Raw genomic sequence first — 25,022 nt, 5'->3', positions numbered from 1 at the left:
ACAGTTATTTTATTAATTTTCTCAATGAATCCCTAAAAATAGTAATATTTTTAATGCTTAATTACAAAAATGTAAAATTTTTCAAAAATTTATTTTACATTTCAGATAAGTTCGTGTATAATTTTGAAGTAAAAAAGTAATTTATTTAAATGTAGGAGGAATTATGCAAAGATACATTGGTACAGTAGTACGTGGAATCCGTACACCTATTGTAAAAAGTGGAGACAATCTAGTAGACATTGTCGTTGATTCCCTAGGAAAGGCTCTTGAATCAGAAAATATTTCTGTTAGAGATAAAGATATTGTTGCAGTAACAGAATCTTTAGTTGCAAGAGCTCAAAATAATTATGCAACTATTGATGATATAGCAGAAGATATTAATAGAAAGTTCGACAAAGAAATCGGAATAGTATTCCCAATTCTTAGCCGTAACAGATTTTCAACAATCCTAAGAGGAATTGCAAAATCAGGTAAAAAAGTACATTTTCTCTTCTCCTACCCTTCTGATGAAGTTGGAAACTCTCTAATGGATCAAAGCCTTCTTTATGATGCTAAGATCAACCCTTTCACAGATGTTCTAGAAGAAAAAGATTACAGAAGAATTTTCGGCGAAGAAGTTAAACACGAATTTACTGGAATTGATTATGTAAGACTTTACAAAGAAATTTGTGGTGGAAATTGTGAAATCCACTTCTCAAATGATCCTAAGACTATACTAAACTATACAGATGAAGTTCTTATTGGATCAACTCACACAAGATTTTCTATAAAAAGACTTTTAAAAGATGAAGGAGCAAAAGTCGTTCTTGGTCTTGATGATATATTAAATGAATCCATAAATGGAAGTGGTTACAATGAAGAATTTGGTCTACTTGGATCTAACTTCGCATCTGATACAAGATTAAAACTATTCCCAAGAGATGGAGAAACTTTTGTAAATGAAGTTCAAAAGAAATTAATCGACAAATACAATAAAGAAGTTGAAGTAATGATTTACGGAGACGGTGCTTTCAAAGATCCAGTTGGTAAAATTTGGGAACTTGCTGACCCAGTAGTATCTCCTGCACACACTACGGGACTTGCTGGTACACCAAGTGAAATTAAAATTAAATACATTGCAGATACTGACTTAAAAGATATGGACGCAGAACACGCAACTGCTGCAATGAAAGAAAGAATTTCTCACAAAAATAAGGATTTAGTTGGTAAAGATGAAACTCTTGGCACTACTCCAAGAAGAATAACAGACTTAATTGGAAGTTTATGTGACCTTACAAGTGGTTCTGGAGACAAGGGTACTCCAGTAGTTTATATCCAAGGTTACTTTGATAACTTTGCAAATGAATAATAAAATCATAACCACCGGCTAAGCCGGTGGTTTGTTTTGCCCCTATAAGGGGCTGTTACCGGCAGCATTCCATGCTTTGAACTTTCTTTCTCGTGCACCAATTTTACAGCTGGTGCTAAAGCACCTTATTTTTTGCTTTTGTTCACTTGCTCACCCGTAAACGGGTCTACAAATTCTTTTATACTTATTTGATCTGCCATGTAATCTTCTTTTAATTGATTTCTTATATATTCTTGTATCTTCTTCGCATTTTTGCCCGCTGTATCTACATAATATCCTCTACACCAAAAATGTCTATTCCCGTATTTGTATTTTAAGTTTGCATGTCTATCAAATATTATCAGACTACTTTTGCCTTTCAAATAACCCATTGTTTGGGATATGCTATATTTTGGTGGAATCTCCAACAACATATGAATATGGTCTGGACAACATTCTGCCTCTATTATATTTATTCCTTTTCTATCACATAGATCCCTTAATATTTTTCCTATATCTTGTTTTAATCTTCCATATATTACTTGTCTCCTGTACTTTGGAGCAAACACTATATGATATTTACAATTCCAAGATGTATGTGATAGACTGTTCTTATCCATTCAGGATACCTCCCTTTTCTATTTATGCTACTGCCAGTAACATATATAGTTTATCACGGGGAGGTTTTTTGCTTGAAGCTAAAGCTAGTTTTCCTACCACCAGCATAGCTGGTGGTTTATTCATGCTAAAGCGTACAATTAAAGTCACCCATTGTGGTGACCCCATTAAGTTGGACTTTATACCAGAGAGAATTTATATTTTCTCTGGTATTTTTTATACTGCATTTTTTCTATGTAATCTATATAAAAATCTTACTTAAATAAATTTATTTTTAAAATAAAAAACAGGTGTCAACAAAACACCTGCCACAAATCTAACTTTATAAGATTTTAAGATATCATTTTTGCATCTTTATAAGTTACATCTTCATCTAAAACTGTAACTTGAACTGTTGATGTCAAAACGTCAGAATAAGTATAACTTGCCGTTACAATTTCTTCTCCGTTAAAAACCTCAAGTACAAAAAGACTTGGGTAAGTCGCTTTAAGAATTCCCTTTCTAGTCACAATCTTTTTTCTGCCTTTGTTGGCTCTTACAATAACTTTCTTTCCTATGTGGTTTTCAAGTTCTTTCTTTATGATTTGCATTTGATTCATTACGTACCCATTCCTTCCAGAGCTTTTAGTATTAATTCATTATACATTATAAAGTCTCTTGTGTCAAATAAATCTATAATTTTACTCCATAAAAAAAACTTTGTCAATAAATTTTCTCCATAAATTTTAATTTTTATTCTAAATTTTTTTATATTTTTATAAAAAGGCTACAATAAAATTTAAAGAATAAAATTTATATTTTTAAAATTTTTATTTTTCTATCAAAAGTCCTCTTAAACTTGTATTTTCTGAAATAAAGGTAGATTTTTTATAGCAAATATTGTATAATAATGAATTGTTATTGAGTGGATTGGAGGTATTGATGCAAAAAAAGAAAAAAGTCATTCTTGGAATGAGTGGCGGTGTGGATTCATCTGTCTCTGCAATTCTTTTAAAAGAAGCTGGTTATGATGTTACAGCAGTTTTTATGAGAAATTGGGCAGAAGATGATGGCATGTGCACAGCTAGAGAAGATTATATTGATGTAGTCTCTGTATGCTCTCAACTTGACATAAAATATTTTACAGTCAACTTTGAAAAAGAATATAGGGATAGAGTCTTTTCCTACTTCCTAAGTGAGTATAAAAAAGGCAGAACTCCAAATCCAGATGTCATGTGCAATACTGAAATAAAATTCAAGGCCTTCCTTGACTATGCAATGGATTTTGATGCTGATTATATTGCTATGGGTCACTATGCCAGGACTAAAAAAGTTGATGGCAAGACTTACCTCTTAAAAGGCTTAGACAATAACAAGGACCAATCCTACTTTTTATCAAGAGTTAAGTCAGAAGCACTTGAAAAAACCATTTTTCCTGTTGGTGATTTGACTAAGGATGAAGTAAGGCACATCGCAGAAAAGTATGAACTCTCTACTGCTTCTAAGAAGGATTCTACTGGAATTTGTTTCATTGGCGAAAGAGATTTCAACGAGTTTTTAGATCAATTCTTGTTTACAAAGCCCGGTAAAATTGTGGACGAAAAGGGCAATGTATTGGGAGAACATTCTGGTCTTATGCACTACACAATTGGTCAAAGACGTGGAATAGGAATTGGTGGCGTTGGAAGTGGAGAACCCTTCTTCGTTGCCGATAAGGATTTAAAAAATAATCTTTTAATTGTGGCACAAGGTATTAATAACCCCATTCTTTATAAAGATGAGTTTGAAGTTGAAGATATTTTTTGGATTACAGAAAATCCTTCTCTTCCCCTCGATTTATCTGTTAAAATAAGATATAGGGCAAGTGATATGGATGCCACACTAGAAAAACAAAATGATAAATATGTTGTTAAACTGAAAAAACCACTTAAAGGTGTTACACCTGGTCAAGTCTGTGTTTTTTATCAAGGCGATGTTTGTCTTGGTTCAGGTATTATAAAATAATTTTTGGAGGTATATATGAAATTAGTTTTAAACAAAAGAGATGCTAAGGGTAAAAACAAGGTAGATAAACTTAGAGCTAATGGTGAAATTCCTGGAGTTCTTTACTCAAAGGGCAAAGAAGCAAAAATGGTAAGCGGTCTTGAAAAAGATTTATTAAAAGCTTACAGCGAAGAAGGATATTCAAATATTTTTGAAATCGAAGTTGATGGCGAAACAGTATCAGTTCTTTTCAAAGAAGTTCAAATGCACCACATTAAAAATTCAATGGTTCACTTTGACCTTTATGAAATTGATATGAACACTGAAATCACTGTTGAAGTACCAGTTGTTCTTGAAGGTAGAGATGAAATTAGAGTTCAACCTTCTTCATTAATCCAAGTATTAAACGAAATAGAAGTAATCTGTCTTCCAAAATATCTTCCATCAGAAGCTGTTGTAAATGTTGTTGAAATGCAAATTGGCGACGCTAAGACTGTTGCTGACTTAGACATTTATGGCGATGAAAATATCAAGATTGAACTTGATGCTGATGAAACAGTTGCAACTCTTGTTGAACCAACTGAAGAAGAAGAACCAGAAGAAGATGCAGAAGAAGCTTCTGCAGAAGTTCCTACTGTTTCTGAAACTGAAGAAGAAAAAGAAGAAGAATAATTTTAAATATTTTAAAAGGGCTCCAGGAGCCCTTATTTTTTTGTCCAAGTTTATTCTTGAACTCTTTTTTATTTTTATTCAAAAAACTAATCTACAAATTGCAAAACTTCGCTGGGATTTTCTATGATTTTATCTGTGTAAACTTCAAGCATTTCTCTTGATCCAGTTCCACAAAGGACTCCAACTTTTAAAGTGTCCTTGCCAAATATCATATCTACTTTTGAATCCCCCACCACTATAATTTCCCCATCATCAAGAGAATATTTATTTTTAAATATTTCAAGACTTTCTGTATCAGGTTTCTTTTTATAAATATCAGCTGCGGCATAAAAATCTATATAAGAATCAAGTTTCAAATGCTCCATAGAAAATTTTGCCTGCCTATAATTATCAGATGTAAAAATCCCAATAATTATTCCTCTTTTCTTTAAATTTTCAAAAAGAAAATCGAGATCACAAGTTTCTACAATAAAATTTGGATTTTCTTTTAAATAATTTAAGAGATAATCATCTAATTCTCTATAAATATCCATAAGATTTTCATCTAAAAACTCTGAAAATATTATTGCCAAATCCATTGCCGTTTCCGATGAAAGAATAGAATTTTCCTCTACCCTACCGTCTTCTCTTATGCCAATTTCCTTAAATAGTTTTTTCTTCTTATCTTCTTCTATAGTTTTTTCTTCCAAAAATTCTATAATAGAATCTACCCAAGCCCTTGTAAATTTGAGAAGAGTTCCGTCCTTATCAAAGAGTATAGCCTTTATCATTTAATATTCTCCTTTTACTTTTATCTAATTAAATTATAACTTAGTTTTAAATAAAAGAAAAAGTCCTGACTTAACAGGACTTAGTGACTATTTATTTTCAAACCATTCTTTCATAGTTCTCATTACTTTTCTAAGATCTTCTTCACCAATGACATAAGGAACCATAGTGTAAATGTATTTTATAAAGGGTCTTGCGAAAACTCCTCTTTCATATGCAAATTCTTGGAAACCTTCTATGTCCTTTTCATCTTTTACTTCAATGCAGACGCATGCACCCATAATTCTCACTTCTTCAATCTTTTCGTGAGCGAATCCTTCCATCTCTTCTCTTTCGATTTCTTCGATTCTCTTAATTTTATCCATAAAATTTTCTTCTTCAAAAATTTCAAGACACTTTGATGCTACTGCACAAGCTAAGGGATTGCCCATAAAAGTTGGTCCATGCATAAAGGCATGTCTTGGGTCATCATCATAAAAGGCGTCAAAAACTTTTTTGTTGGCAACAGTTGCTGCGTGTCCAATATAACCTCCAGTAAGGGCCTTTCCAAGACATATTATATCTGGCAAAACCAAATCTGCGACAAATCTATTTCCTGTTCTTCCAAAACCAGTAGCAACTTCATCGAAGATCAAAAGAGCATTGTACTCATCACAGAGTTCTCTTGCTCTTTCAAGAAAAGATATATCATACATTCTCATTCCACCTGCACCTTGTAAAAGCGGTTCAACTATAAAGGAATTTAATTTATTTCCATATTTTTCAAAAGCTTTTTCAAGAGAGTCAATTTCAGTTGGTATATTAACAACATACTTGCTCTCTCCATAAGCTTCTAGGACAAAATGGTAATCTTCGTCATCTCCTACTTCCATAGTTTTAAATGTATCTCCATGGTAAGCATGAGTCAAAGCGAGAATCATAGTCCTATCTTCTTCGCCTTTATTCATATAATATTGAAGCGCCATCTTTAACGCAACTTCCACTGCAACTGAGCCTGAATCAGAAAAGAATGGATAGTCTAAATCTCCTGGCAAAAATTCTTTTAATTTATTTGACAATCTTTCCACTGGTTCATGAGTTAGACCACCAAGCATAACATGAGAAAATTTTTTAACTTGATCTATTATTGCATCATTTAATTTTTCATTTTTATAGCCATAAACATTTGACCACCAAGATGAAACTGAATCAATCATCTTATTGTCTTCAGTGTAAAGATAAACTCCCTTAGCATCTACAATTTTGTAGGGAGCTTTCATAGTTTTTAATTGTTCATAAGGATACCAAATCATTTTTATAAAATACTCCTATTCATAAATTTCTTCTAAAGTTTCAAGATCTATATCTAAGTCTTTATCTCCTTTTTTTACACAAGCTATGACTTTTAGACCTGACATGTACTCACACATTTTTATATTATCTTCTTGCATTTCATCTCCTGGAATAAAGTTATTAAAAATAATGCCCTTAACTTTCATTTTCTTTTCTTTCATATAAAAAGCAGTTAAGACGACATCATTAATAGTCCCAAGTCCTGCATCGGCAACAATTATTGATGAAAGATTACATTTTTTTATAAAGTCTTCTAAAAATATTTTTTCTTCATCAAATCTAAGTGGACATAAAATTCCACCAGAACCTTCAAGAGTTATGTAATTGTACTTGCTCTTTAGGTCTTCAAATTTTTCTACTACAAAGTCAAGGTCAATTGGATTTCCTTCGATTTGTGCAGCTAAATGTGGAGAATAGGCTCTCTCATAAATATAGTGACACATCTCTTCAAGATCCTCTTCTGTTCCAGATATATCTTTTACAAATTTTGCATCACCTGGAATTAATTTTCCGTCTTTATCCTTTTCATTTCCACTCATGGCAGCTTTGTAGTAAGCAGATTTTTTTCCTGCTTCTTGAAGTTTTTTTACAAGAAGTCCTGCCACATAGGTTTTTCCTATTTCCGTTCCTGTTCCTGTTACAAAAATATTTTTACTCATTTTAATCTCCTTAATTATAACTTTTATTGATAACTGGAATTAATCTTTTGCCTAGAAAGGCTCCCAATATGCACAAAAAGATATCTCCTGGCACTGCAAGCAGGAAGCAGTAAAGTATAATTGCCTTTGCTCCTATTGGCGATGCCAAATAAAAATTGCTGATAAGGTAATAGTAGACCATGCCAAATATGTAAACTATAGCTAGTCCCACGAAGTTTGCTGTAAGAAGTCTTTTCATGTCTGGTCTCTTTTCTTTATTTGCAATTTTTCCTGTAGCGTAGGCACCCACTGCAAAGCCAAGTATGTATCCAAAAGTAGGCTTAAAGATATATCCAAATCCTCCACCCTCAGTAAAAACTGGAAGACCAATTAGCCCCAAAATTATGTAAACAATAACTGCACTTGCTCCAAGTTCTGGACCCAACAATAAGCCTGCAAGCATTGTAAATAATAATTGCAAGGTAAAGGGCAAAACTGGTATAGGAATTCTTATAAAAGTGCCTACAATTATTAGAGCTACAAAAAGAGAACACATAACCAAATCTCTAGCTTTTAAATTTTTCACACTAACCTCCAAATTTATAGTAGTAAACATTTACTTTAAATAAGTTAACATTTTCATCTTTATTTGTCAACTATATTAGTTTATTAGTTAACTTATTTTTGAGAAAAAAAGCCCATGGAATTTTTTCCATGAGCTAATTTTTTCTTATTTATTTTTTAATTTACAGAAATTCTATTTTTATGAATGTAATATATTCCAAAAAGAAATAGAATTGTTTCAACTATCATTATAAAAATAAAAGCTACGCCCATACTGTTAATAAAGACGTCTCCATTTTTTAAATAAAGTTCCATATTTGTGAAGATATCAAATCGATCCAAAATATTGATTATAAAACTTTCAATAAATCCAAGAAGTATAAAACTAAGGACAGGACCTCCAAAACCAAATCGTCTTAACTTTTTCCCTCCGCCAAAACTTATGGCGAAAATAATTCTTGCAATATTATTAAATAAGAAAACTAAGATCCAAGATATTCCTATTAAAATATTTTTACTTCCAACTTGGTTAAGTATATCCATAATATTTTCCCATGTTATATTTACCACTCCTCCATCACCAACAGCTGGTATTGTAGCAAATAAGAAAAATATTATTCCCACATATAAGGAATATAATATAAACATTACAAAATAATATAAAAGTCTAGAAAAAGTTTTTGCTGAAGGACTAATTGGTATTGACTCATAAAATAAGGAGCTGTCCCCAAAAAACATATTATAATCGCCAACTATTACTGTTATTGCTGCAGCAATGTATCCAAAAACCAATGCCATCATGCCAATAGCAGTGGAATTCACACCTATAGAATAGTTAACATTTGAAAATAATAATCCAAATATAATTAAGGCGACAGGTAAAACTGGAATAAACCAATTATACTTAAAGTGATTTCTAATTTGATGTCCAAGTAATTTTCCCATTAAAATACCTCCGTAAAGTAATCTTCTATACTCATATTTTCTTCGCTTCTAATTTCATCAATTGTCTTATTAATTGAAATTTTTCCATCAGATAGAAACAAAACCCTATCAAGAAGAGGTTCGATTTGATTTATAAGGTGAGTTGATAAAATAATCAAACTGTCTTCATCAAAATTATTTAAAATAGTTTCTATTATAGCTTTTCTCGCTGAAGGATCAACTCCAGAAATTGGTTCATCTAGAAGAAATATTTCAGCTTTTCTAGAAAGACTTAGGGCAATTTGCATCTTTTCTCTCATACCCTTGCTCATTTCCCTTACTTTTGCTTTTTCTGGCAACTTAAATTCTTTATAAATTCTATAAAATTTTTCTTCATCAAAATCTTTAAAGAAAGCTTTATAAGTCCTTACAACTTCTTTTACAGAAAGTTTATTGCTTAGAGCAAATTTGTCTGGTTGATAAGAAATAATATCTGCAGTTTTGTATGAAATTTCTTCGCCGTCTATTATTACGCTTCCAGAATAAGTTTTTTCTAAACCTGCAAGTATTCTAAGTAGTGTTGATTTTCCTGCACCATTAGGTCCAACTAAGCCAACTATTTGTCCCTTCTCAAGTTCCAAATTCAAATTATCAAGGACTTTATTTTTGTAGCCCATATTTAAGTTCTTAATCTCTAATTTGCTCATGATTCCCTCCAATACTCATCTAAAAGTTTAATCGATTTAATTTTTGTCATATTTAGATCTTTAGCAACAGTAATTAAATCGTCACAAGATCTGTAAAAGGCGTCCTTTGCCATATCCTCAATTAATTTTTCATCATCAGTTATAAATCTTCCACTAGTTCTGTTGGATTTAGCTAGACCTTCACGTTCCAACTCTTGGAGTGCCCTTTGGACAGTATTTGGATTTACACCATAAATTTTTGCAAGATTTCTCACTGTGTCCATTTTTTCTCCACTTTTCCACTCTCCACTTGAAATTTTCAATTTGAAGTCTTCAAGGAGTTGTATATAGATAGGTCTGTTATTATCAAATTCCATATTAACCTCCCCTTCATATAAAAATTAATTCTATGTAAAAAGAATTATTTTGTATGTTTGTATCAGTTCCTTAATACAATAGTAATTATATACAAGTCATTCGAAATTTGCAAGAAGAATTTTTATTTTTTATAAAAAATTTAATAAGCTAGAATTTATTCTTATGTATGAAAAATTGAAATAATCATTTAAATTGATAAAGAACTTTCCTTTACTATGTGTAATTTTGTACTTTAATTATACCAAAACACTTTACATACTAGCTTCATAATGTTACTATTAATTACTCTAATGTTAATATTAGTTACTCTAAGGAGGTATTTATGAAGGAACTATTAATAATTTTTTTGATAATGGTCTTGGGATATGCCCTTGGTCACGTTAACTTTTTCGGACTAAAGTTTGGTGCATCGGCAATTTTAATTGTCGCCCTCTTCTTTGGTCATTTTGGATTTGAAGTTCCAAAATTTTTGGCAAAAATTGGTCTAGTGCTTTTCCTTGCGCCTATTGGTCTAATGGCAGGGCCTAGTTTTATAGCAAATATAAAGAAAAATGGAATTTCTTTTTTGGCAATTTCTTTTCTAACAACTGCAGTTGGTGGAGCCTTGATCGTCTTAATTTCCAAGATCTTTAACATTGAGCTATCTCTTTCTATGGGACTTGCAACTGGAGCCATGACTTCAACATCAATGCTAGGAACTGTTAAGAGTCTTACAAGTTCAAACTTGCCAGGAGTTGGCTATGGTATTGCCTATGCTTTTGGAGTTGTAGGTGTTGTTTTAATAGTTCAACTAGTTCCAAAAATTTTAAAGGTAGATGTTGATGAAGAAAATAATAAATTAATCCTACCAAAAAGTGAAAATGCTTTAGATAAAAAAGATGTAGGTCCACTTATTGATCTAGAAAAAAATGGTTTATTTGCAGTTGCTCTTGCATCCACTCTTGGGATTTTACTTGGTTCAATTAAAATTCCCATTGGAAATGTTAATCTTTCTCTTGGTGCCGGTGGAGGATCTCTTATTGCAGGTCTTGTATTAGGTCACTACGGAAGAATTGGAAGAATCAACCTTGAAGTTTCTAAGGAAAGACTTTCCCTTGTTCGTGACCTTGGACTTGCCTTCTTCTTATTGGAATCAGGAGTGAGTGCTGGAACAGGCTTTGTAGAAGTTGTAAGTCAATATGGAATAAAATTGTTTTTTGCGGGAGTTATTTTAACACTTGTTCCTGCTCTAATTTCCTTTTTCATTTCCTACAAAGTTTTCAAGCTTCCACTTTTTGCAGCCCTAGGAGCTACAACAGGTTCTATGACTTCAGCACCATCACTGGGAGCATTACTCCAAGTTACTAATGGAGATGATAAGGTTTCATCCTTCTATGCAGCTACACAACCAACTGCAACTGTGTTAATGGTATTCTTGCCACAAATAATTAATATTTTCTTCCCAGTAAGTTGATAAAATTTATTGTAAAATTAAATATAATAAAAAATCCCAAGCTGATTTATTTTCAACTTGGGATATTTTTTGTTCAAACAATTATTAAATTATTTAAAATTTATTTATTATTCTTATTATTCTTTTTATTCTTTTTGTTCTTAACTTTTTTAAGTCTAAAGAAGTCTTCTCTTTCCTTTTCAGCCAATATATCTTCAATTTCCCTAATAATGTGTTTATACTTAGGAATTTGAATTTTGTCGAGAGCGTTGGCTCTTTTTGCAGTCTTTTTTATTTCATTTGCAAGTCTAAATACAGAAGTTTCTATCTCTGCAAGTTCATAAATTACAGGAAGTATTTCTGAAATATTAATTTTCGCCCTATCAAAGGCTGCATTTGATTTGTGCAGAGAATAATCAGCTCTTACATCAGGCTTTTCGTATTTTACCTTTGGAAGCTCAAGACCCATTACAGAACGTGAAATAATTTCATATTCCTTTTCATCAGGAGCATCTTCACCCATGTCTTTAAGGGATAAAGCCCCCATAGAAATAGTTGCCATTACAAGTTCAGAATAAGATTTATCAAATTTTTCTTCGATTTCATCTTGTAAGACCTTGGCATTTTTATTTAAGTCCATCATTTCTTTTATAAGAACTGTTCTCTTTTTATCGAGAAGATCATAGCCCTTTTCAGCAAGAACTAGTGCATTTTTTGATGCAATTAAATTAGCCTTAGTAGGGGTAACTTTAATCGCCATTCTCATCACCTAAATATTTTTCTTTTAACTTAGGATCAATTCTATCTATCATTTCAGCTGGAAGAATCTTTAATAATTCCCAACCTAAATTTAGGGTTTCCTCTATATCTCTATTTTCATTTTGATCTTGTGTCAAAAATCTATTTTCAAATTCGTTACCAAATTTTAAAATTAATTTTTCATCATCAGAAATATCATCTTCACCAATAATTTGTGCAAGTGCTCTTGTTTCTTGAACCTTTGAATAAGATGCAAATAATTGTGAGGACAAATCTGGATGATCTTCTCTTGTATAACCTTCACCAATACCGTCCTTCATAAGTCTTGATAGAGATGGCAATACATCAATTGGAGGATAAACTCCCTTTGAGAAAAGATCACGACTTATTACAATTTGACCTTCAGTAATATAACCTGTAAGGTCAGGAATTGGATGAGTGATATCATCATTAGGCATTGTTAAAATTGGTATAAGTGTAACGGAACCGTCACTGTCTTTTATCATACCTGCTCTTTCATAAAGAGCTGCTAAATCTGAATACAAGTGTCCTGGATAGCCCTTTCTTGAAGGAACTTCTTCTCTTGATGATGAAACTTCTCTTAGAGCTTCTGCATAAGATGTAATATCAGTCATAATTACAAGAACTTGCATATTTTTTTCAAAGGCAAGATATTCTGCTGCAGTAAGAGCACATTTAGGTGCAATTAATCTTTCCATAATTGGATCATCTGCATAATTTATATACATTACTACCTTGTCAATTACTCCAGAGTTTTTGAAACTTTCTCTAAAAAAGTCAGCTTCATCGTGTTTTACACCAATTGCTGCAAAGACAATGGCAAAATTATTATCTCCGCCTTCTTCTGCAATCTTAGCTTGTCTAACAATTTGAGCAGCAACTTCGTTGTGAGGAAGACCTGACCCAGAAAAAATAGGAAGTTTTTGTCCTCTTATAAGGGTCATAAGTCCATCAATAGATGAGATTCCTGTTTGTATAAAGTTCCTTGGATATTCTCTTGCTGATGGGTTTATTGGCCTACCATTTATGTTATAAACATCCTTAGAATAAATTGCACCACCCTTATCTATTGGGACTGCTGTTCCATTAAAAACTCTTCCCAAAATATCTGAAGAAAGAGGTATTTCAAAAGGATGGGCAGAAAATTCTACCTTAGTGTTTTTTGTTGAAACACCTAAGTTGTTGCCAAATACTTGGACAATCGCCCTGTCTTCATCGATTTTTATTACTTGACCAATTTCTGATCTCTTGCCGTCCTTAGATATAATTTTTACAACTTCACCATAGCTAACTCTGTGAAGATTTGAAAGTTCTAGAAGAGATCCTTCAATTCTATCAAGTGTTAAATATTCTTTTTTCATTCTACATCACCATAAGTTGAGGCAAGCTCTACATAAAAATCATTAATTTCATTGTTCAAGCTTACAAATTTCTTTAAGTTTTCGTTTTCTATATCGTACTTCATGTTAATTACTTTTCCATAAAGTTTGTCATTTTTAATTACAGAAATAGGAATTTTTAATTTTAAAGCTTCCTTTCCCTTTTCATAAAGATTGTCGATTGTCTTTAACATTTCAAATTGTTTTTCAAGTGGCACAAAAGTGTCAATTGGATTGAAAGCATTTTGTTGTAAGAAACCAACCTTTACTACACGACAAATTTCAAGAACTAGTCTTTCATCATCTGGAAGAACATCTTCACCAACTAGCATTACAATTTCATTTAGCTTTGCTTCCTTGTGAAGTAAATCTAAATATTTAATTCTAAGATCTGGCAAATCTCCATCAAGTCTCATATCATAATAATTTTTAAGAAGTGGAATATAGCCAGAATATGAATTCATCCAATTAATTGCAGGATAGTGTCTTGAATAGGCAAGTTCCTTATCAAGTGCCAAAAATACATTTACAAATCTCTTTGTATTTTCAGTAACTGGTTCAGAGAAATCTCCACCTGCTGGTGAAACTGCACCAATAAGGGTTACAGAACCTTCTGAATCTGAAAGAGTGTTTACATAACCAGCTCTTTCATAAAAACCAGCAATTCTTGATGGAAGATAAGCAGGATATCCTTCTTCAGCTGGCATCTCTTCAAGACGACCAGAAATTTCACGAAGAGCTTCAGCCCAACGGGAAGTTGAATCACCCATTAGGGCAACGTGATATCCCATATCCCTAAAGTATTCTGCCATAGTTACACCAGTATAAATTGATGCTTCACGAGCAGCTACTGGCATATTAGATGTGTTGGCAATAAGAATTGTCCTATCCATAAGAGCTTTACCTGTGTTAGGGTCAATTAGTTTTGGAAAATCTTCCAAAACTTCAGTCATTTCATTACCACGTTCACCACAACCAATATAGATAATAATATCGGCATCACAATATTTTGCAATTTGGTGTTGTGTCATTGTTTTTCCTGTACCAAATCCACCTGGAACTGCAGTAGTACCACCCTTTGCTATTGGGAAAAATACATCAAAAACTCTTTGACCAGTTACAAGAAGTTTGTCAATAGGAAGTCTTTCTTTAACAGGTCTAGGAATTCTTACTGGCCAATTTTGATACATCTTTATTTCATTAATTTTTCCAAACTCATCTTTTACCTTTAAAAGTACAGTTTCAATATTGTATTTTCCATTATCTAAAATTTCTACAACTTCACCACTAATTTCTGGCGGTATCATAAGTCTATGTGTAATGATATCTGTTTCAGGAACTTCTGCAAAAATTTGTCCACCATGAACTTTATCATGAAGATTTACCTTAAAAGTTACATCCCAAAGTTTTTCTTCATCTAGAGAAATAAGTCCTATACCTTCTGGCATAAAGGATCCATGTTCTTTTTTTATTGATTCAAGAGGTCTTTCTATACCATCAAAAATTCCTCTAATCATTCCTGGACCAAGTTTTACAGAAAGAGGTGCTCCAGTAGAAATAATATCTTCATCTCGCCTTAGACCTTCAGTTTCTTCATAAACTTGGACTGTTCCAAGGTCTCCATCAATAGAAATAACTTCACCAATTAATTTTTGTTCACCAACTAGTACCATTTCTCTTATTTTGTAATCAGCCATGTTTTTGCCAATTACAACTGGTCCGTCAACTGATTTAATTGTTGCTCTTTCCAATGACTTCACCCCTTTCCTTTAATTTTTCATGTAGCATTGATCCAATTTCATATTTCATATCGTCAAGTTTATTCTTTAAAGAAAGGTTGATGTTATAAGTTTTATCAATATCTGAAACTATAAAGCCTCCAATATGATATTCAAATAATTCATCTATTTTAAGTTCTACGCCCTTTTCCTTTGCAATTTCCTTAAACTTGTCTATTAATTCTTTCTTTTCATCATTTTTCACATAAAGATAGATGCTCTTTTCTTCTATCTCATCTAATATATCCCTAAAGCTATCAACTTCTTTTTGTACATATTCCTCTGTCTTTGTAAACTTCAAGAGCTTTTCTGAAAGAGTTTCTAAAAGTTCATTTAAAAGTTTTTCATCTTCTTCTAAGAAGAGAACTCTCTTTTGTTCTTCAACAGAAGCAATAAGTTCATATCCTCTTCTTTTAGCTAGATTAACTCTTCTATCTACAAAGGCTTTCTCATCTTCTTCAAGTGACTTTATCTTGTCAGCTAGAATTTTTTCTGCCTTTTCTTTTTCTTCTGCTATTCTCTTTTCACACTCTTCTTTTTGCTTTAGAAAAACAATTTTGTTGAATATGGCAATTTTGTTTTCAAGTAAAATCATTTAATCACCTACAGCTTTCACACCAACAGATTCTCTTATATATTTTAAAATAAAATCATCTTCCATTTTTCCGTCAAGATCTGGAATAGTTACAACTAAAGGCAATTTGCCAGATAATTTAAAATCTAGTACTTCTTCTTTTATTTCCTTAAAAGAAGAGTAAGTTAGAATAATTATTCCAATATCCTCAGATTTTGTATATAATTTAAAATTTTTTAAAAGTTCAGATCTGTTATTACATTTAACAGACCTTACACCTGCAAGGCGAAGGCCGTTAATAATATCGTCATTTGATGTTAAAAGAATTGATCTCATTATAGTCTTCCAAGAATCATAATTGAAATGATAAGACCATAAATAGCAATACCTTCTGCAAGTCCTAGATAAATCATTGACTTACCAAGAATGTTAGGGTCTTCTGATACAGCTCCAATCGCTGCTGAACCTACATTAGAAACGGCAACACCAGCGCCAAGTGAAGCAAGACCTGTTGAAAGACCTGCTGCTAAAAATCCAAGACCATTTCCAGATGCTGGAGCAGCTGCTGCAGCTGATGCCATTTGAGGAACTAGTGAAATTAGACCAAACACAAAAACTGGTGCAAAAACAAATAGATTTACTTTCATAAAGGCACGGGCAAACTTTCTGTTTTTGTCTGTTCCCTTATAGATAAAATAAAAACCTGAAACTACCATAGAAAATACTGTCAAAACTGATAAAATAATAATCTTTTCCATTATTAAACTCCTTATTAATAAATTTTGTCGGCTTTAAAAATTACGCCGTCACCACTATAATACTTACTAAACATTTCATAATACTCAAGTCTAAGAGATTGAATAAATACAATAAGACCTTCAAGTGCAAGGATTAAAATATTGCCGAAAATTAAGACCGCAATATTTCCTCCTCTCGATCCTAACATTTCTCCTAAAGTTTTAAATGCCAAGAATAAACCAACGTGGTTTATAGCAAAGGCACCAACCCTTATAAAAGAAATAATGGAACTCATAGTAGATAATAGAGCTTCCAATAATCCAAAGGAGGACTCTATATAATAATCTGCTGCTGACTCTTCTGGCTCAACTTTAAATAAAAGTTTGAGGATAGGTCTTTTTAGTAGCATAATTATTAGACTTCCAACTAAAATTCCCACAGCAATATTCATAGGAATAGGAGAACTTCCTCCCATTACAGAAATACCAATATTTATCATTGCTACAAAAATTAAGACTCCCAAGACACCTTCTTTAGCAAAAAAGGCTTCATCAGGTCTACCACTTTTTAATCTATTATAAATACCAATGCCATAGGCTATGGTAAGTAAAATGATACCGAAGTATATAGCTGTTACTAGTGTGTCATTTATATTTTCAAAAGGTCTAAACCAAATAGCTGGTATAATCTCTTCTATTCCAAATACTGATCCATACATTAGGCCGAAAAACATTGAGGATGCTCCCATTCTTAGTAACAGTCCTCCAAAATCCTTATTTTTCTTATTTAGCATTAGTCCGGCAATTGCAAAAACAGCCCCTTGACCCAAATCGCCAAACATCGCACCAAAAAGAATCATGTAGGTAATTCCAAAAATTACAGTTGGATCAAACTCTCCATAATTAGGAGTACCATACATATTTATTAGTAGCTCAAAGGGCTTGAAAAAATTTGCATTTTTAAGTTTTGTCGGTGTTTTCTTGCTTCCACTCTCAGGGTCGGAATATTCAATATCTATATCTTTATATTTTGATAATTTTTCCTCTAATTTCTTAATATCGGAAACTCCTATCCAAGCTGATAGATAAAAATACTTATTTGACCTAAGCATGTATTTCTTTGCTTTTTCAATTTCTTCATAGCTAAGCATATGAGCAAGAGTTGTCTTTAACTCTTCACTTCTACTTTCGAGAAGATTTTTATTATATTCTTCAATTTCAAAAATCTTTCTCTTAACATTTTCTTCTTCTTCTTCAAGATTTCTGAAAATCAAGCTGGCAGTACCCTCTACATTTTCTCCAAGAAGATCAATTTCTGTAAAGTTAAGGCTGTTTAATAACCTATCAATATCCTTTTCTGTTTCTCTTGGATAAATTACAAGGAAAAGTTCTCTATTATCAACAGTACCTGTGTGATAAATCATAGCGAGAATATTGCCGTAGTTTTTCTTTAACCTAGCTCTTGCATCCTTATCCAAGAAACCAAATCTTGTATTAAAATATTTTAAGTCAGCGATATCCTTTAAATCAATATCAACATTTTTAAAAAGTTCATAGTTTTCCTTTAGAGTATCTAAAATTTTTATATTTTCCTTAGTTTTTTCATACTCATCTATTTTTTCACTGATATTCTTTACAAAGGAATCAACATTTTCATTTACATCAATTTGTTCAAAATATTTGTCTTCAATCTTATCAATTCCCAAGAATTTCATAATTTCTGTAGCTTTTTTAGCACTGACCTTATGAGACTCATCTTCTTCAATAGGCTCGATATAATTAAGTTCAAGATTTCTTTCTAGATTCTTTTCATCATCTAGACTAAAGACAAATTGATTTTCTGCAACATTTGCTTCAGCCGACATAAATTGCATACATTTCAAATTTAAAATATCCAAAATGATGGAATCCATATCCTGAATATCGCCCATTATATTAGCGACCTTCATTTTTTCAACGGCCAATTTCTTCACTTTCCTTTCTATCAACAATCATATATTTTAATTTTTCTTCTTTACTAAGACCAAATCTAGTAGCCTCTAAAATTCTATCAATATTTGCAAGCTCTGAATCAAGAAGAACTAAAAAGCTCATAAATTTACCAATTCCATCAGTTCTCCTAAAATTTTTATTTGCAATATAATACATTAACTTTTTAGATGTCCTACCAGTTCTTATGACTCTTCCGTCTGCAAAAAGAACAGAATATTTGGACTTCTTAATTTCTTCTTCAAACTCTTCTTCCTCTAAATAAGAAAGATGAAGAAGCTTTTCTGAAGTATAATTGCCGCCAAAAATAGTAAAATTAAAAATTTCTTCCGGCGAAATATTATAATACTTTTTAGCCCTATAAATCCATATAATATTTAATAAATCTATCCTTACACCAAATATTTTTTTAAACTCATCAATATCTCTTTTTGGAAGAGATTTAATAGAATCAACTAAATTCCTATAATAGAACTTATCAAGATTCATTTCAATAGAAAAGAGGGCATCTTCGTCTCTTGAGGATTTATAATTTTTTAAATACTCATAATAGTAAGTATCCTTTAAATTTTCTATAAAAGATTCAAAGCTTTCTTCCTTAAAAGAAATACTTTTACCAGCAATTACTAAATTCTCGACTCTTGGCTCTTTATTCATCCTTAGAGATCTCAAGATTTTGACTATTTTTTCAACATTTTCCCTTTCGAGATATGCCTTCAAAAAATCTGTATATTTCCCTGGCAAAAAACCCTGAAGCTTTTTAATTTGTCCTCTCCTATAATTTTCCAAGAAGGCTTCAATTTCATATATATCAGAAAAAGAATCTATCTCTTTGAATTTTTTCTCTTTTAAATAGGAAAGACAATACCTTACGCTGTCACCTTCTGCCATCTTTACAAAATCATCGTAGACCAAGAAGTCTGAGTACATTTTTAAAATCTTAGCATTTAAAGCCTTTAGACTTTCAAACATTAGATTCCCTTCCCATCAACATATCAAAGGCATTTTTTATAAGCTCATCAGAATTTTCATTATAATATTCTTCAATTTCACGAAGATTTTCCTGATTTTCTTTTCTCAAATCATCAGCCTTTTGTTGAAACTCTTCTAAAATCTCATCAGATTTTTCTTTTCCCAATAGCTTTGATTTTTCTATTGATTCATTTTCAAGATCTGTAAGCTTTTCTCGCAAATCTTTTTTTATTTTTTCAATTTCTTTATCAGTATCTTCGACAAGTTCTCTAGTTTTCTTATCTATTGCTAAAATACTATCTATGCTTTCTTTCAAAATTATCACCACTCTTTTCATTACCTTGCGCAATACTCATTATATTACTTTTTGTTTCTAATTCAAGGGATTTGTAACAGATTTAAAGATTTCACATTTTTTTCACATTCCATATTTTGAAAATTATTTTTGCAATGTGGCAGAAGACTTTTATTAGTTTTTAATAATAATTGACCTTTTAGTCTTTATTTTCTCATTTCTTACAATGTAAAATTGAATTTTAAAAATCCAAAACTTTTCTGTAGCAAATTAAATTTTCTACTTTAAAAGGCAAAAAAAGAATACCTCCGAGGAAGTATTCTTCATGTTTATTTTTGAAATTCTTTTGCGGAACATGAACTGTGACATGATTCGCATCCACATCCACACCCGTCTTTTTTACTAAAAACTCTTTTTCCTGCTAGGACAATTGCAATAATTATCACTAAAGCAACTATTAGATTAATTGGATTCATACTTTACCACCTCGTCTTTTCCATGACTTGAAATTTTTCTATCTTCAAGCTTTGACCTGTCCTTCCTAAAGAGTAAATATCCGTAGATAAATAATACTACTACTGCAAGTCCTGTCATTAGGTTAAAGGATCCACCTTCTATTACTCTTCCAAATTGGTAAATCATAAAGGCAACTGTGTAAGAGAAAAGCAATTGGTAACCAATTGCTAGTCCAAACCACTTATTTGAACCCATTTCTTCTTTTATTGCTCCCGTTGCTGCAAAGCAAGGAACTGTAAGTTGGTTGAAGAAGACAAAGGCAAAGGCTGATGCCACAGAGAATTTAGAAGCTACAAGAGCAACCATGCTGGAATCCTCTGCTCCAACTTCTCCTATACCTGCAAGAACTCCATAAGTTCCTACTACAACTTCTTTGGCAACTAGGCCAAGGATTGTAGCAACACTTGCCATCCAATCTCCAAATCCAAGTGGAGCAAAGATTGGTGCAATAATTTTACCAAATCCTGCTAAAATTGAATCTTCTGGATCTGCATTGAAATCAACGAAGTGTCCTGATACAGAAATACTCTTTAAGAACCAAATTACTACTGTTGCAAGAAGGATTACTGTACCTGCCTTAACAATAAAGGCCTTACATCTAAACCAAGTTGCCTTTAAAACATTGTGGGCACTTGGCATGTGATATTCAGGAAGTTCCATTACAAAAGGTGCAGGATCTCCTGAGAAGTACTTAGTCTTCTTTAAGATTATACCTGAAACAACTACTGCCATTATCCCTCCGAAGTACCAAATAGGTGCGTACCACCAGCTGCCACCTAAGAAGGCAGCAAACATGGCAATAACATCAAGCTTTGCACCACATGGCATGAAGGAGGCAGTCATTATTGTCATCCTTCTGTCGTTGTCTGACTCAATTGTCCTTGTTCCCATAATGGCAGGAACTGAACAACCTGTTCCCATAAGAATTGGAATGAAAGACTTACCTGATAGACCAAACTTTCTAAATACCCTGTCTAGGATAAAGGCAATTCTTGACATATAACCAATATCTTCAAGGATTGCAATAAATAGGAATAAAACTGCAATTACTGGTAAGAAACCAAGTACAGCCCCAACACCAGCAATAATACCATCAACTAATAGTGATGTTAAAAATTCTGATGTTCCAGCATTTTCCAAGAAACCTCTAAAGTTTTCGCCAATAACTTCTGTAAAGAATTTTTCATTTACCCAGTCCGTTACAGGTCCGCCAACATAATTTATTGCCAAAATGTAAACTAAAGTGATGACGCCAATAAAAATAGGTAGAGCCAAAAATCTATTAGTAACTACCCTGTCAATTTTGTCAGAAGTTGTCATTCCCTTTCTTCCCTTTTTCACGGTGTCCTTTGTAACATTTGAAACAAAGTTGTACCTTCCGTCTGTGATGATTCCCTCTCCATCGTCGTCATACTTTTCTTCAGCTTCTTCAACAATTTCATCTAGTCTTCTGCTTTCATTTCCATAGAGAGGAAATTCTTTTATTATTTTTTCATCTTCTTCAAAAAATTTAACAGCAAGCCATCTCTTAGCTGGATTGTCTTTTATGACGCTGAAGTTTTCAATTTCCTTGATGTATTTTTCAATATCAGTGTCAAATTCGTGATAATGAGTATTTTTTTTGTGGGCAGCTTCCTTTGCCGTCTCAATTAACTTATCAATGTTTTCATTTCTAAGAGCAGAAATCTCAACAACCTTGCAGCCAAGCTTTTCCTCTAGCATCTTAATATCTATGAAGTCATTATTTTTTCTTACAACATCCATCATATTAAGAGCAATGACAACAGGAATGCCAAGTTCCACAAGCTGAGTCGCCAAAAATAAATTTCTCTCAATATTAGTAGCGTCCACAACATCAATAATTGCATCTGGTCTCTCATTTACCAAATAATCTCTTGAAACAACTTCTTCCAAAGTGTAAGGCGAAAGAGAATAAATGCCAGGCAAATCTGTGAAGTGAACATTTTTATCCTTTTTATACTTGCCAGTCTTTTTTTCAACAGTTACACCAGGCCAGTTACCAACATATTGGTTTGAGCCTGTTAAATTGTTGAAAAGAGTGGACTTACCACTGTTGGGATTACCAGCAAGCGCAATAGTAATAGCCATCTTAGTCCTCCTTCTTTTCTATTTCTTCAATTGAAATAAGTTCAGCATCAGCCTTTCTTATGCTGAGCTCATAATTTCTAATATTAATTTGCACAGGGTCACCTAAAGGTGCAACCTTTCTTATGTAAATTTCAGCATTTTTTGTGATGCCCATGTCCATTATTCTTCTCTTTAAAGGACCTGAGCCATTTATTTTTTTTACTATGTAGTATTTACCAACAACTGCATCTTTTAAAGTTTGCACTCTTACATCTCCTCTACCATAATCTTTTTAGCTATGTCTTTTCCTATTGCCACTCTGGCATCCTTTATTGACACAATTAAATTTCCATCATTTTCATTTACTACTTTTATCACTGCACCTTTGACAAAACCAAGATTTGCAAGGTGAGATTCAGTGATATCGCTATTTTTCAAAGTTTTAACTCTCAAAATCCTAAAATTAACATTTAAGGGAGCCATTAACAAACTTATCATTCTATCACTCGTTTCTAAATTACTTAAATTATATGTAAATCAATATTTGAATTTGATTATCATTTCTAAAATTATTATAACATAGCTAATTGAAAAATAAAATCAATTTGAGAAATTTTTTGAAGCTATTTATATTTTTAAAAATTAAAATATATTTAAATTTAACTAATATTCTTGAAATTTTATAATTGCTTCATAATTGTAAAAATAAAATAAAAAATACAAAATGTTCTTCATTTTAATTTAAGTCTGCATTTAAATTAATTAATTAAAATCTTATAAATTTAAAAAGTTCTTGATCTTTGAATAAGAATAAAATACATTTATTATTACTATTTGGAACAAAAATTATTTATATAAATTAGTAAAAACTAGTCCTATTTTGTCTTTATATAAATAAAATTTATCCAATATTTATCCAAAATAGAAAGTTATTATCTGAATCTAAAAGTAATTCATCTAAATTTAGATAAAAAAAGCTGTGAAATAAATTCACAGCAGATTTGGTGACCCATGCGCGATTCGAACGCGCGACACCTTGATTAAAAGTCAAGTGCTCTACCGACTGAGCTAATGAGTCCTATGTAATTTTCAATAAAAAATCTGTGGTTAACACAGATTAAAAATGGCGGAGAGGAAGGGATTCGAACCCTTGTGGGCTTGCACCCTAACGGTTTTCAAGACCGCCCCGTTATGACCACTTCGGTACCTCTCCACAAGTATAAAATTTTAAATGGTGACCCATGCGCGATTCGAACGCGCGACACCTTGATTAAAAGTCAAGTGCTCTACCGACTGAGCTAATGGGTCTCACTTGGCTGGGGTGGCAGGACTCGAACCTACGCATGCCAGAGTCAAAGTCTGGTGCCTTACCGACTTGGCTACACCCCAATAATTTATTTGGCGCACCTAGGAGGATTCGAACCCCCGGCACACGGATTAGAAGTCCGTTGCTCTATCCTACTGAGCTATAGGTGCTAATATGGAGCGGGTGAAGGGAATCGAACCCTCGCAACCAGCTTGGAAGGCTGGGGCTCTACCACTGAGCTACACCCGCATAAGTAAAATTTTTATTGAGTTTTGGTGGAGGAGAGTGGATTTGAACCACTGAAAGCTAAGCTAACGGATTTACAGTCCGTCCCCTTTGGCCAACTCGGGAACTCCTCCATGTAAGTCCCTATAAGTTTTTTGGAGCTGGTGGGAGGACTTGAACCCCTAACCTACTGATTACAAGTCAGTTGCTCTACCAATTGAGCTACACCAGCATCTCACTTATTAAAAACATATAGCTATTAAATTTACTATATTTTAATTGGCGACCTGGATCGGGTTCGAACCGACGACCTCCAGCGTGACAGGCTGGCATTCTAACCAACTGAACTACCAGGCCCAATTTGGTGGACACAATAGGGCTCGAACCTATGACCCCCTGCTTGTAAGGCAGATGCTCTCCCAACTGAGCTATGCGTCCATTTTTTGGTGACCCTGCCGAGAATCGAACTCGGGATACCACCGTGAAAGGGTGGTGTCTTAACCGCTTGACCACAGGGCCTAATATGGTGGCGGTTTATATAATACAAACCGTTTCTTGTTTTATAATGGTAGCGGCGAAGAGATTTGAACTCCTGACACTACGGGTATGAACCGTATGCTCTAGCCAACTGAGCTACGCCGCCATATTTTTTATGGTAGCGGGAGAAGGATTTGAACCTCCGACCTTCGGGTTATGAGCCCGACGAGCTACCAAACTGCTCCATCCCGCGTCATTTTTACCCGGCTACTATTATTTTTGGTGCCGAGAATCGGAATCGAACCGATACGGTGTTTAACCACCGCAGGATTTTAAGTCCTGTGCGTCTGCCAGTTCCGCCACCCCGGCTTATCTTTTTTATGGCTCTCAGGGTGGGACTCGAACCCACAGCCTACCGGTTAACAGCCGGTTGCTCCACCATTGAGCTACCTAAGACTATTGGGGACTTTTGTCCCTTACTGGCGATAACTTACTCTCCCAGGTCGTTGCCAACCAAGTACCATCAGCGGACTAATGCTTAACTTCTGTGTTCGGTATGGTTACAGGTGTGTCCATTGTCCTATTCTCACCAGATTTCACTTAAA

At 32.9% G+C, this 25,022-nt stretch carries 27 protein-coding genes, 15 tRNA genes and 1 rRNA gene; 5 read left to right on the top strand and 38 right to left on the bottom strand.

Going from position 1 to position 25,022, the window contains the following annotated elements:
- Nucleotides 1-163: 163 nt before the first annotated feature.
- A complete protein-coding gene (locus BN3657_RS04345) occupies nucleotides 164-1,348 on the top strand; it encodes a coenzyme F420-0:L-glutamate ligase (protein WP_062551914.1) in 1,185 nt (394 codons plus the stop codon).
- A 125-nt stretch (nucleotides 1,349-1,473) separates the two neighbouring features.
- On the opposite strand, the gene tnpA is transcribed toward BN3657_RS04345, so the two are convergent.
- Nucleotides 1,474-1,947: an IS200/IS605 family transposase gene (gene tnpA / locus BN3657_RS04340; protein WP_062551656.1), complete on the bottom strand. Its 474-nt coding sequence runs from the start codon at nucleotides 1,945-1,947 to the stop codon at nucleotides 1,474-1,476.
- 68 nt (nucleotides 1,948-2,015) lie between these two features.
- Between tnpA and BN3657_RS04335 the strand changes: the two genes are divergently transcribed.
- The gene (locus BN3657_RS04335; protein WP_062551913.1) at nucleotides 2,016-2,207 is read left to right on the top strand and encodes a hypothetical protein; all 192 of its coding nucleotides are present in this window, start codon (nucleotides 2,016-2,018) and stop codon (nucleotides 2,205-2,207) included.
- 70 nt (nucleotides 2,208-2,277) lie between these two features.
- Here the strand turns inward: BN3657_RS04335 and BN3657_RS04330 are convergent, their stop codons facing one another.
- Complete coding sequence (locus BN3657_RS04330) at nucleotides 2,278-2,544, bottom strand: Veg family protein (protein WP_019137875.1); 267 nt, start codon at nucleotides 2,542-2,544, stop codon at nucleotides 2,278-2,280.
- 322 nt (nucleotides 2,545-2,866) lie between these two features.
- Between BN3657_RS04330 and mnmA the strand changes: the two genes are divergently transcribed.
- Together mnmA and BN3657_RS04320 are read left to right on the top strand one after the other, a co-directional pair.
- Nucleotides 2,867-3,928: a tRNA 2-thiouridine(34) synthase MnmA gene (gene mnmA / locus BN3657_RS04325; protein ID WP_062551912.1), complete on the top strand. Its 1,062-nt coding sequence runs from the start codon at nucleotides 2,867-2,869 to the stop codon at nucleotides 3,926-3,928.
- A 15-nt stretch (nucleotides 3,929-3,943) separates the two neighbouring features.
- Complete coding sequence (locus BN3657_RS04320; RefSeq protein WP_062551911.1) at nucleotides 3,944-4,579, top strand: 50S ribosomal protein L25; 636 nt, start codon at nucleotides 3,944-3,946, stop codon at nucleotides 4,577-4,579.
- Between the two features lie 86 nt (nucleotides 4,580-4,665).
- On the opposite strand, the gene BN3657_RS04315 is transcribed toward BN3657_RS04320, so the two are convergent.
- The 7 genes from BN3657_RS04315 to BN3657_RS04285 form a co-directional block, all read right to left on the bottom strand.
- Nucleotides 4,666-5,349, bottom strand: coding sequence for an HAD family hydrolase (locus BN3657_RS04315; RefSeq protein ID WP_062551910.1), 684 nt, complete (start codon nucleotides 5,347-5,349; stop codon nucleotides 4,666-4,668).
- A gap of 87 nt (nucleotides 5,350-5,436) precedes the next feature.
- Nucleotides 5,437-6,639, bottom strand: coding sequence for an adenosylmethionine--8-amino-7-oxononanoate transaminase (bioA, locus tag BN3657_RS04310; RefSeq protein ID WP_062551909.1), 1,203 nt, complete (start codon nucleotides 6,637-6,639; stop codon nucleotides 5,437-5,439).
- Between the two features lie 15 nt (nucleotides 6,640-6,654).
- Nucleotides 6,655-7,338 (bottom strand): dethiobiotin synthase, encoded by a 684-nt coding sequence (gene bioD, locus BN3657_RS04305; protein WP_062551908.1) that lies wholly within the window; start codon nucleotides 7,336-7,338, stop codon nucleotides 6,655-6,657.
- A gap of 10 nt (nucleotides 7,339-7,348) precedes the next feature.
- Complete coding sequence (locus BN3657_RS04300; RefSeq protein ID WP_082676822.1) at nucleotides 7,349-7,903, bottom strand: biotin transporter BioY; 555 nt, start codon at nucleotides 7,901-7,903, stop codon at nucleotides 7,349-7,351.
- 155 nt (nucleotides 7,904-8,058) lie between these two features.
- Nucleotides 8,059-8,826 carry a hypothetical protein gene (locus BN3657_RS04295; RefSeq protein WP_062551906.1) on the bottom strand — a complete coding sequence of 256 codons (768 nt, stop codon included), beginning with the start codon at nucleotides 8,824-8,826 and terminating at the stop codon, nucleotides 8,059-8,061.
- Nucleotides 8,826-9,512, bottom strand: a complete 687-nt coding sequence (locus BN3657_RS04290; protein ID WP_062551905.1) for an ABC transporter ATP-binding protein — start codon at nucleotides 9,510-9,512, stop codon at nucleotides 8,826-8,828. Before BN3657_RS04290 ends, BN3657_RS04295 begins: the two co-directional genes overlap by 1 nt.
- Nucleotides 9,509-9,868 carry a GntR family transcriptional regulator gene (locus BN3657_RS04285; RefSeq protein ID WP_062551904.1) on the bottom strand — a complete coding sequence of 120 codons (360 nt, stop codon included), beginning with the start codon at nucleotides 9,866-9,868 and terminating at the stop codon, nucleotides 9,509-9,511. The genes BN3657_RS04290 and BN3657_RS04285 overlap by 4 nt, the downstream gene beginning before the upstream one ends.
- Before the next feature lie 323 nt (nucleotides 9,869-10,191).
- On the opposite strand from BN3657_RS04285, the gene BN3657_RS04280 reads away from it, so the two are divergent.
- On the top strand, nucleotides 10,192-11,322 hold the full coding sequence (locus tag BN3657_RS04280; protein ID WP_062551903.1) for an aspartate-alanine antiporter-like transporter: 1,131 nt from the start codon (nucleotides 10,192-10,194) through the stop codon (nucleotides 11,320-11,322).
- Between the two features lie 100 nt (nucleotides 11,323-11,422).
- On the opposite strand, the gene BN3657_RS04275 is transcribed toward BN3657_RS04280, so the two are convergent.
- From BN3657_RS04275 to rrf, 29 genes are all read right to left on the bottom strand, one after another.
- Complete coding sequence (locus tag BN3657_RS04275; protein WP_062551902.1) at nucleotides 11,423-12,061, bottom strand: V-type ATP synthase subunit D; 639 nt, start codon at nucleotides 12,059-12,061, stop codon at nucleotides 11,423-11,425.
- The gene (locus tag BN3657_RS04270) at nucleotides 12,051-13,442 is read right to left on the bottom strand and encodes a V-type ATP synthase subunit B (protein ID WP_062551901.1); all 1,392 of its coding nucleotides are present in this window, start codon (nucleotides 13,440-13,442) and stop codon (nucleotides 12,051-12,053) included. The genes BN3657_RS04275 and BN3657_RS04270 overlap by 11 nt, the downstream gene beginning before the upstream one ends.
- Nucleotides 13,439-15,211 carry a V-type ATP synthase subunit A gene (locus BN3657_RS04265; RefSeq protein WP_062551900.1) on the bottom strand — a complete coding sequence of 591 codons (1,773 nt, stop codon included), beginning with the start codon at nucleotides 15,209-15,211 and terminating at the stop codon, nucleotides 13,439-13,441. The genes BN3657_RS04270 and BN3657_RS04265 overlap by 4 nt, the downstream gene beginning before the upstream one ends.
- Nucleotides 15,192-15,833, bottom strand: coding sequence for a hypothetical protein (locus BN3657_RS04260; protein ID WP_062551899.1), 642 nt, complete (start codon nucleotides 15,831-15,833; stop codon nucleotides 15,192-15,194). Before BN3657_RS04260 ends, BN3657_RS04265 begins: the two co-directional genes overlap by 20 nt.
- The gene (locus tag BN3657_RS04255; protein ID WP_019137862.1) at nucleotides 15,834-16,148 is read right to left on the bottom strand and encodes a V-type ATP synthase subunit F; all 315 of its coding nucleotides are present in this window, start codon (nucleotides 16,146-16,148) and stop codon (nucleotides 15,834-15,836) included.
- A complete protein-coding gene (locus tag BN3657_RS04250; RefSeq protein ID WP_019137861.1) occupies nucleotides 16,148-16,570 on the bottom strand; it encodes an ATP synthase subunit C in 423 nt (140 codons plus the stop codon). The genes BN3657_RS04255 and BN3657_RS04250 overlap by 1 nt, the downstream gene beginning before the upstream one ends.
- Before the next feature lie 14 nt (nucleotides 16,571-16,584).
- Complete coding sequence (locus BN3657_RS04245; RefSeq protein ID WP_230204185.1) at nucleotides 16,585-18,498, bottom strand: V-type ATP synthase subunit I; 1,914 nt, start codon at nucleotides 18,496-18,498, stop codon at nucleotides 16,585-16,587.
- A 4-nt stretch (nucleotides 18,499-18,502) separates the two neighbouring features.
- Entirely contained in the window at nucleotides 18,503-19,510 is a 1,008-nt protein-coding gene (locus BN3657_RS04240) for a V-type ATPase subunit (RefSeq protein WP_062551897.1), read from the bottom strand.
- Nucleotides 19,503-19,847 (bottom strand): hypothetical protein, encoded by a 345-nt coding sequence (locus BN3657_RS04235; protein WP_230204184.1) that lies wholly within the window; start codon nucleotides 19,845-19,847, stop codon nucleotides 19,503-19,505. Before BN3657_RS04235 ends, BN3657_RS04240 begins: the two co-directional genes overlap by 8 nt.
- 287 nt (nucleotides 19,848-20,134) lie before the next feature.
- Nucleotides 20,135-20,281, bottom strand: coding sequence for a FeoB-associated Cys-rich membrane protein (locus tag BN3657_RS04230; protein ID WP_019137857.1), 147 nt, complete (start codon nucleotides 20,279-20,281; stop codon nucleotides 20,135-20,137).
- On the bottom strand, nucleotides 20,268-22,430 hold the full coding sequence (feoB, locus tag BN3657_RS04225; protein WP_062551895.1) for a ferrous iron transport protein B: 2,163 nt from the start codon (nucleotides 22,428-22,430) through the stop codon (nucleotides 20,268-20,270). Before feoB ends, BN3657_RS04230 begins: the two co-directional genes overlap by 14 nt.
- A 1-nt stretch (nucleotide 22,431) precedes the next feature.
- Nucleotides 22,432-22,674, bottom strand: coding sequence for a FeoA family protein (locus BN3657_RS04220; RefSeq protein ID WP_062551894.1), 243 nt, complete (start codon nucleotides 22,672-22,674; stop codon nucleotides 22,432-22,434).
- 2 nt (nucleotides 22,675-22,676) lie between these two features.
- Complete coding sequence (locus BN3657_RS04215; protein ID WP_082676820.1) at nucleotides 22,677-22,907, bottom strand: FeoA family protein; 231 nt, start codon at nucleotides 22,905-22,907, stop codon at nucleotides 22,677-22,679.
- 504 nt (nucleotides 22,908-23,411) lie between these two features.
- Nucleotides 23,412-23,487, bottom strand: a tRNA-Lys gene (locus BN3657_RS04210).
- Between the two features lie 46 nt (nucleotides 23,488-23,533).
- A tRNA-Ser gene (locus tag BN3657_RS04205) sits at nucleotides 23,534-23,622 on the bottom strand.
- A gap of 19 nt (nucleotides 23,623-23,641) precedes the next feature.
- Nucleotides 23,642-23,717 (bottom strand) — tRNA-Lys (locus tag BN3657_RS04200).
- A gap of 5 nt (nucleotides 23,718-23,722) precedes the next feature.
- Nucleotides 23,723-23,798, bottom strand: a tRNA-Gln gene (locus BN3657_RS04195).
- 10 nt (nucleotides 23,799-23,808) lie between these two features.
- Nucleotides 23,809-23,885, bottom strand: a tRNA-Arg gene (locus BN3657_RS04190).
- A 5-nt stretch (nucleotides 23,886-23,890) separates the two neighbouring features.
- Nucleotides 23,891-23,964: transfer RNA gene (locus BN3657_RS04185), tRNA-Gly, on the bottom strand.
- Nucleotides 23,965-23,988: 24 nt separating this feature from the next.
- Nucleotides 23,989-24,074, bottom strand: a tRNA-Tyr gene (locus BN3657_RS04180).
- Nucleotides 24,075-24,096: 22 nt separating this feature from the next.
- Nucleotides 24,097-24,172: transfer RNA gene (locus tag BN3657_RS04175), tRNA-Thr, on the bottom strand.
- 48 nt (nucleotides 24,173-24,220) lie between these two features.
- Nucleotides 24,221-24,297: transfer RNA gene (locus tag BN3657_RS04170), tRNA-Asp, on the bottom strand.
- A gap of 5 nt (nucleotides 24,298-24,302) precedes the next feature.
- A tRNA-Val gene (locus BN3657_RS04165) sits at nucleotides 24,303-24,378 on the bottom strand.
- Nucleotides 24,379-24,384: 6 nt separating this feature from the next.
- Nucleotides 24,385-24,459 (bottom strand) — tRNA-Glu (locus BN3657_RS04160).
- Between the two features lie 47 nt (nucleotides 24,460-24,506).
- Nucleotides 24,507-24,583 (bottom strand) — tRNA-Met (locus BN3657_RS04155).
- Between the two features lie 10 nt (nucleotides 24,584-24,593).
- Nucleotides 24,594-24,670: transfer RNA gene (locus BN3657_RS04150), tRNA-Met, on the bottom strand.
- A 27-nt stretch (nucleotides 24,671-24,697) separates the two neighbouring features.
- Nucleotides 24,698-24,786, bottom strand: a tRNA-Leu gene (locus BN3657_RS04145).
- Nucleotides 24,787-24,798: 12 nt separating this feature from the next.
- Nucleotides 24,799-24,873: transfer RNA gene (locus BN3657_RS04140), tRNA-Asn, on the bottom strand.
- A 21-nt stretch (nucleotides 24,874-24,894) separates the two neighbouring features.
- A 5S ribosomal RNA gene (gene rrf / locus BN3657_RS04135) occupies nucleotides 24,895-25,011 on the bottom strand.
- Nucleotides 25,012-25,022: the final 11 nt, after the last annotated feature.

Source organism: Peptoniphilus phoceensis, from assembly GCF_001517665.2.
In the GTDB taxonomy this organism is placed as follows: domain Bacteria; phylum Bacillota; class Clostridia; order Tissierellales; family Peptoniphilaceae; genus Peptoniphilus_A; species Peptoniphilus_A timonensis.
The sequence above is the reverse complement of the archived record's forward strand: the minus strand, read 5'-3'. Positions and strand labels throughout refer to the sequence as shown.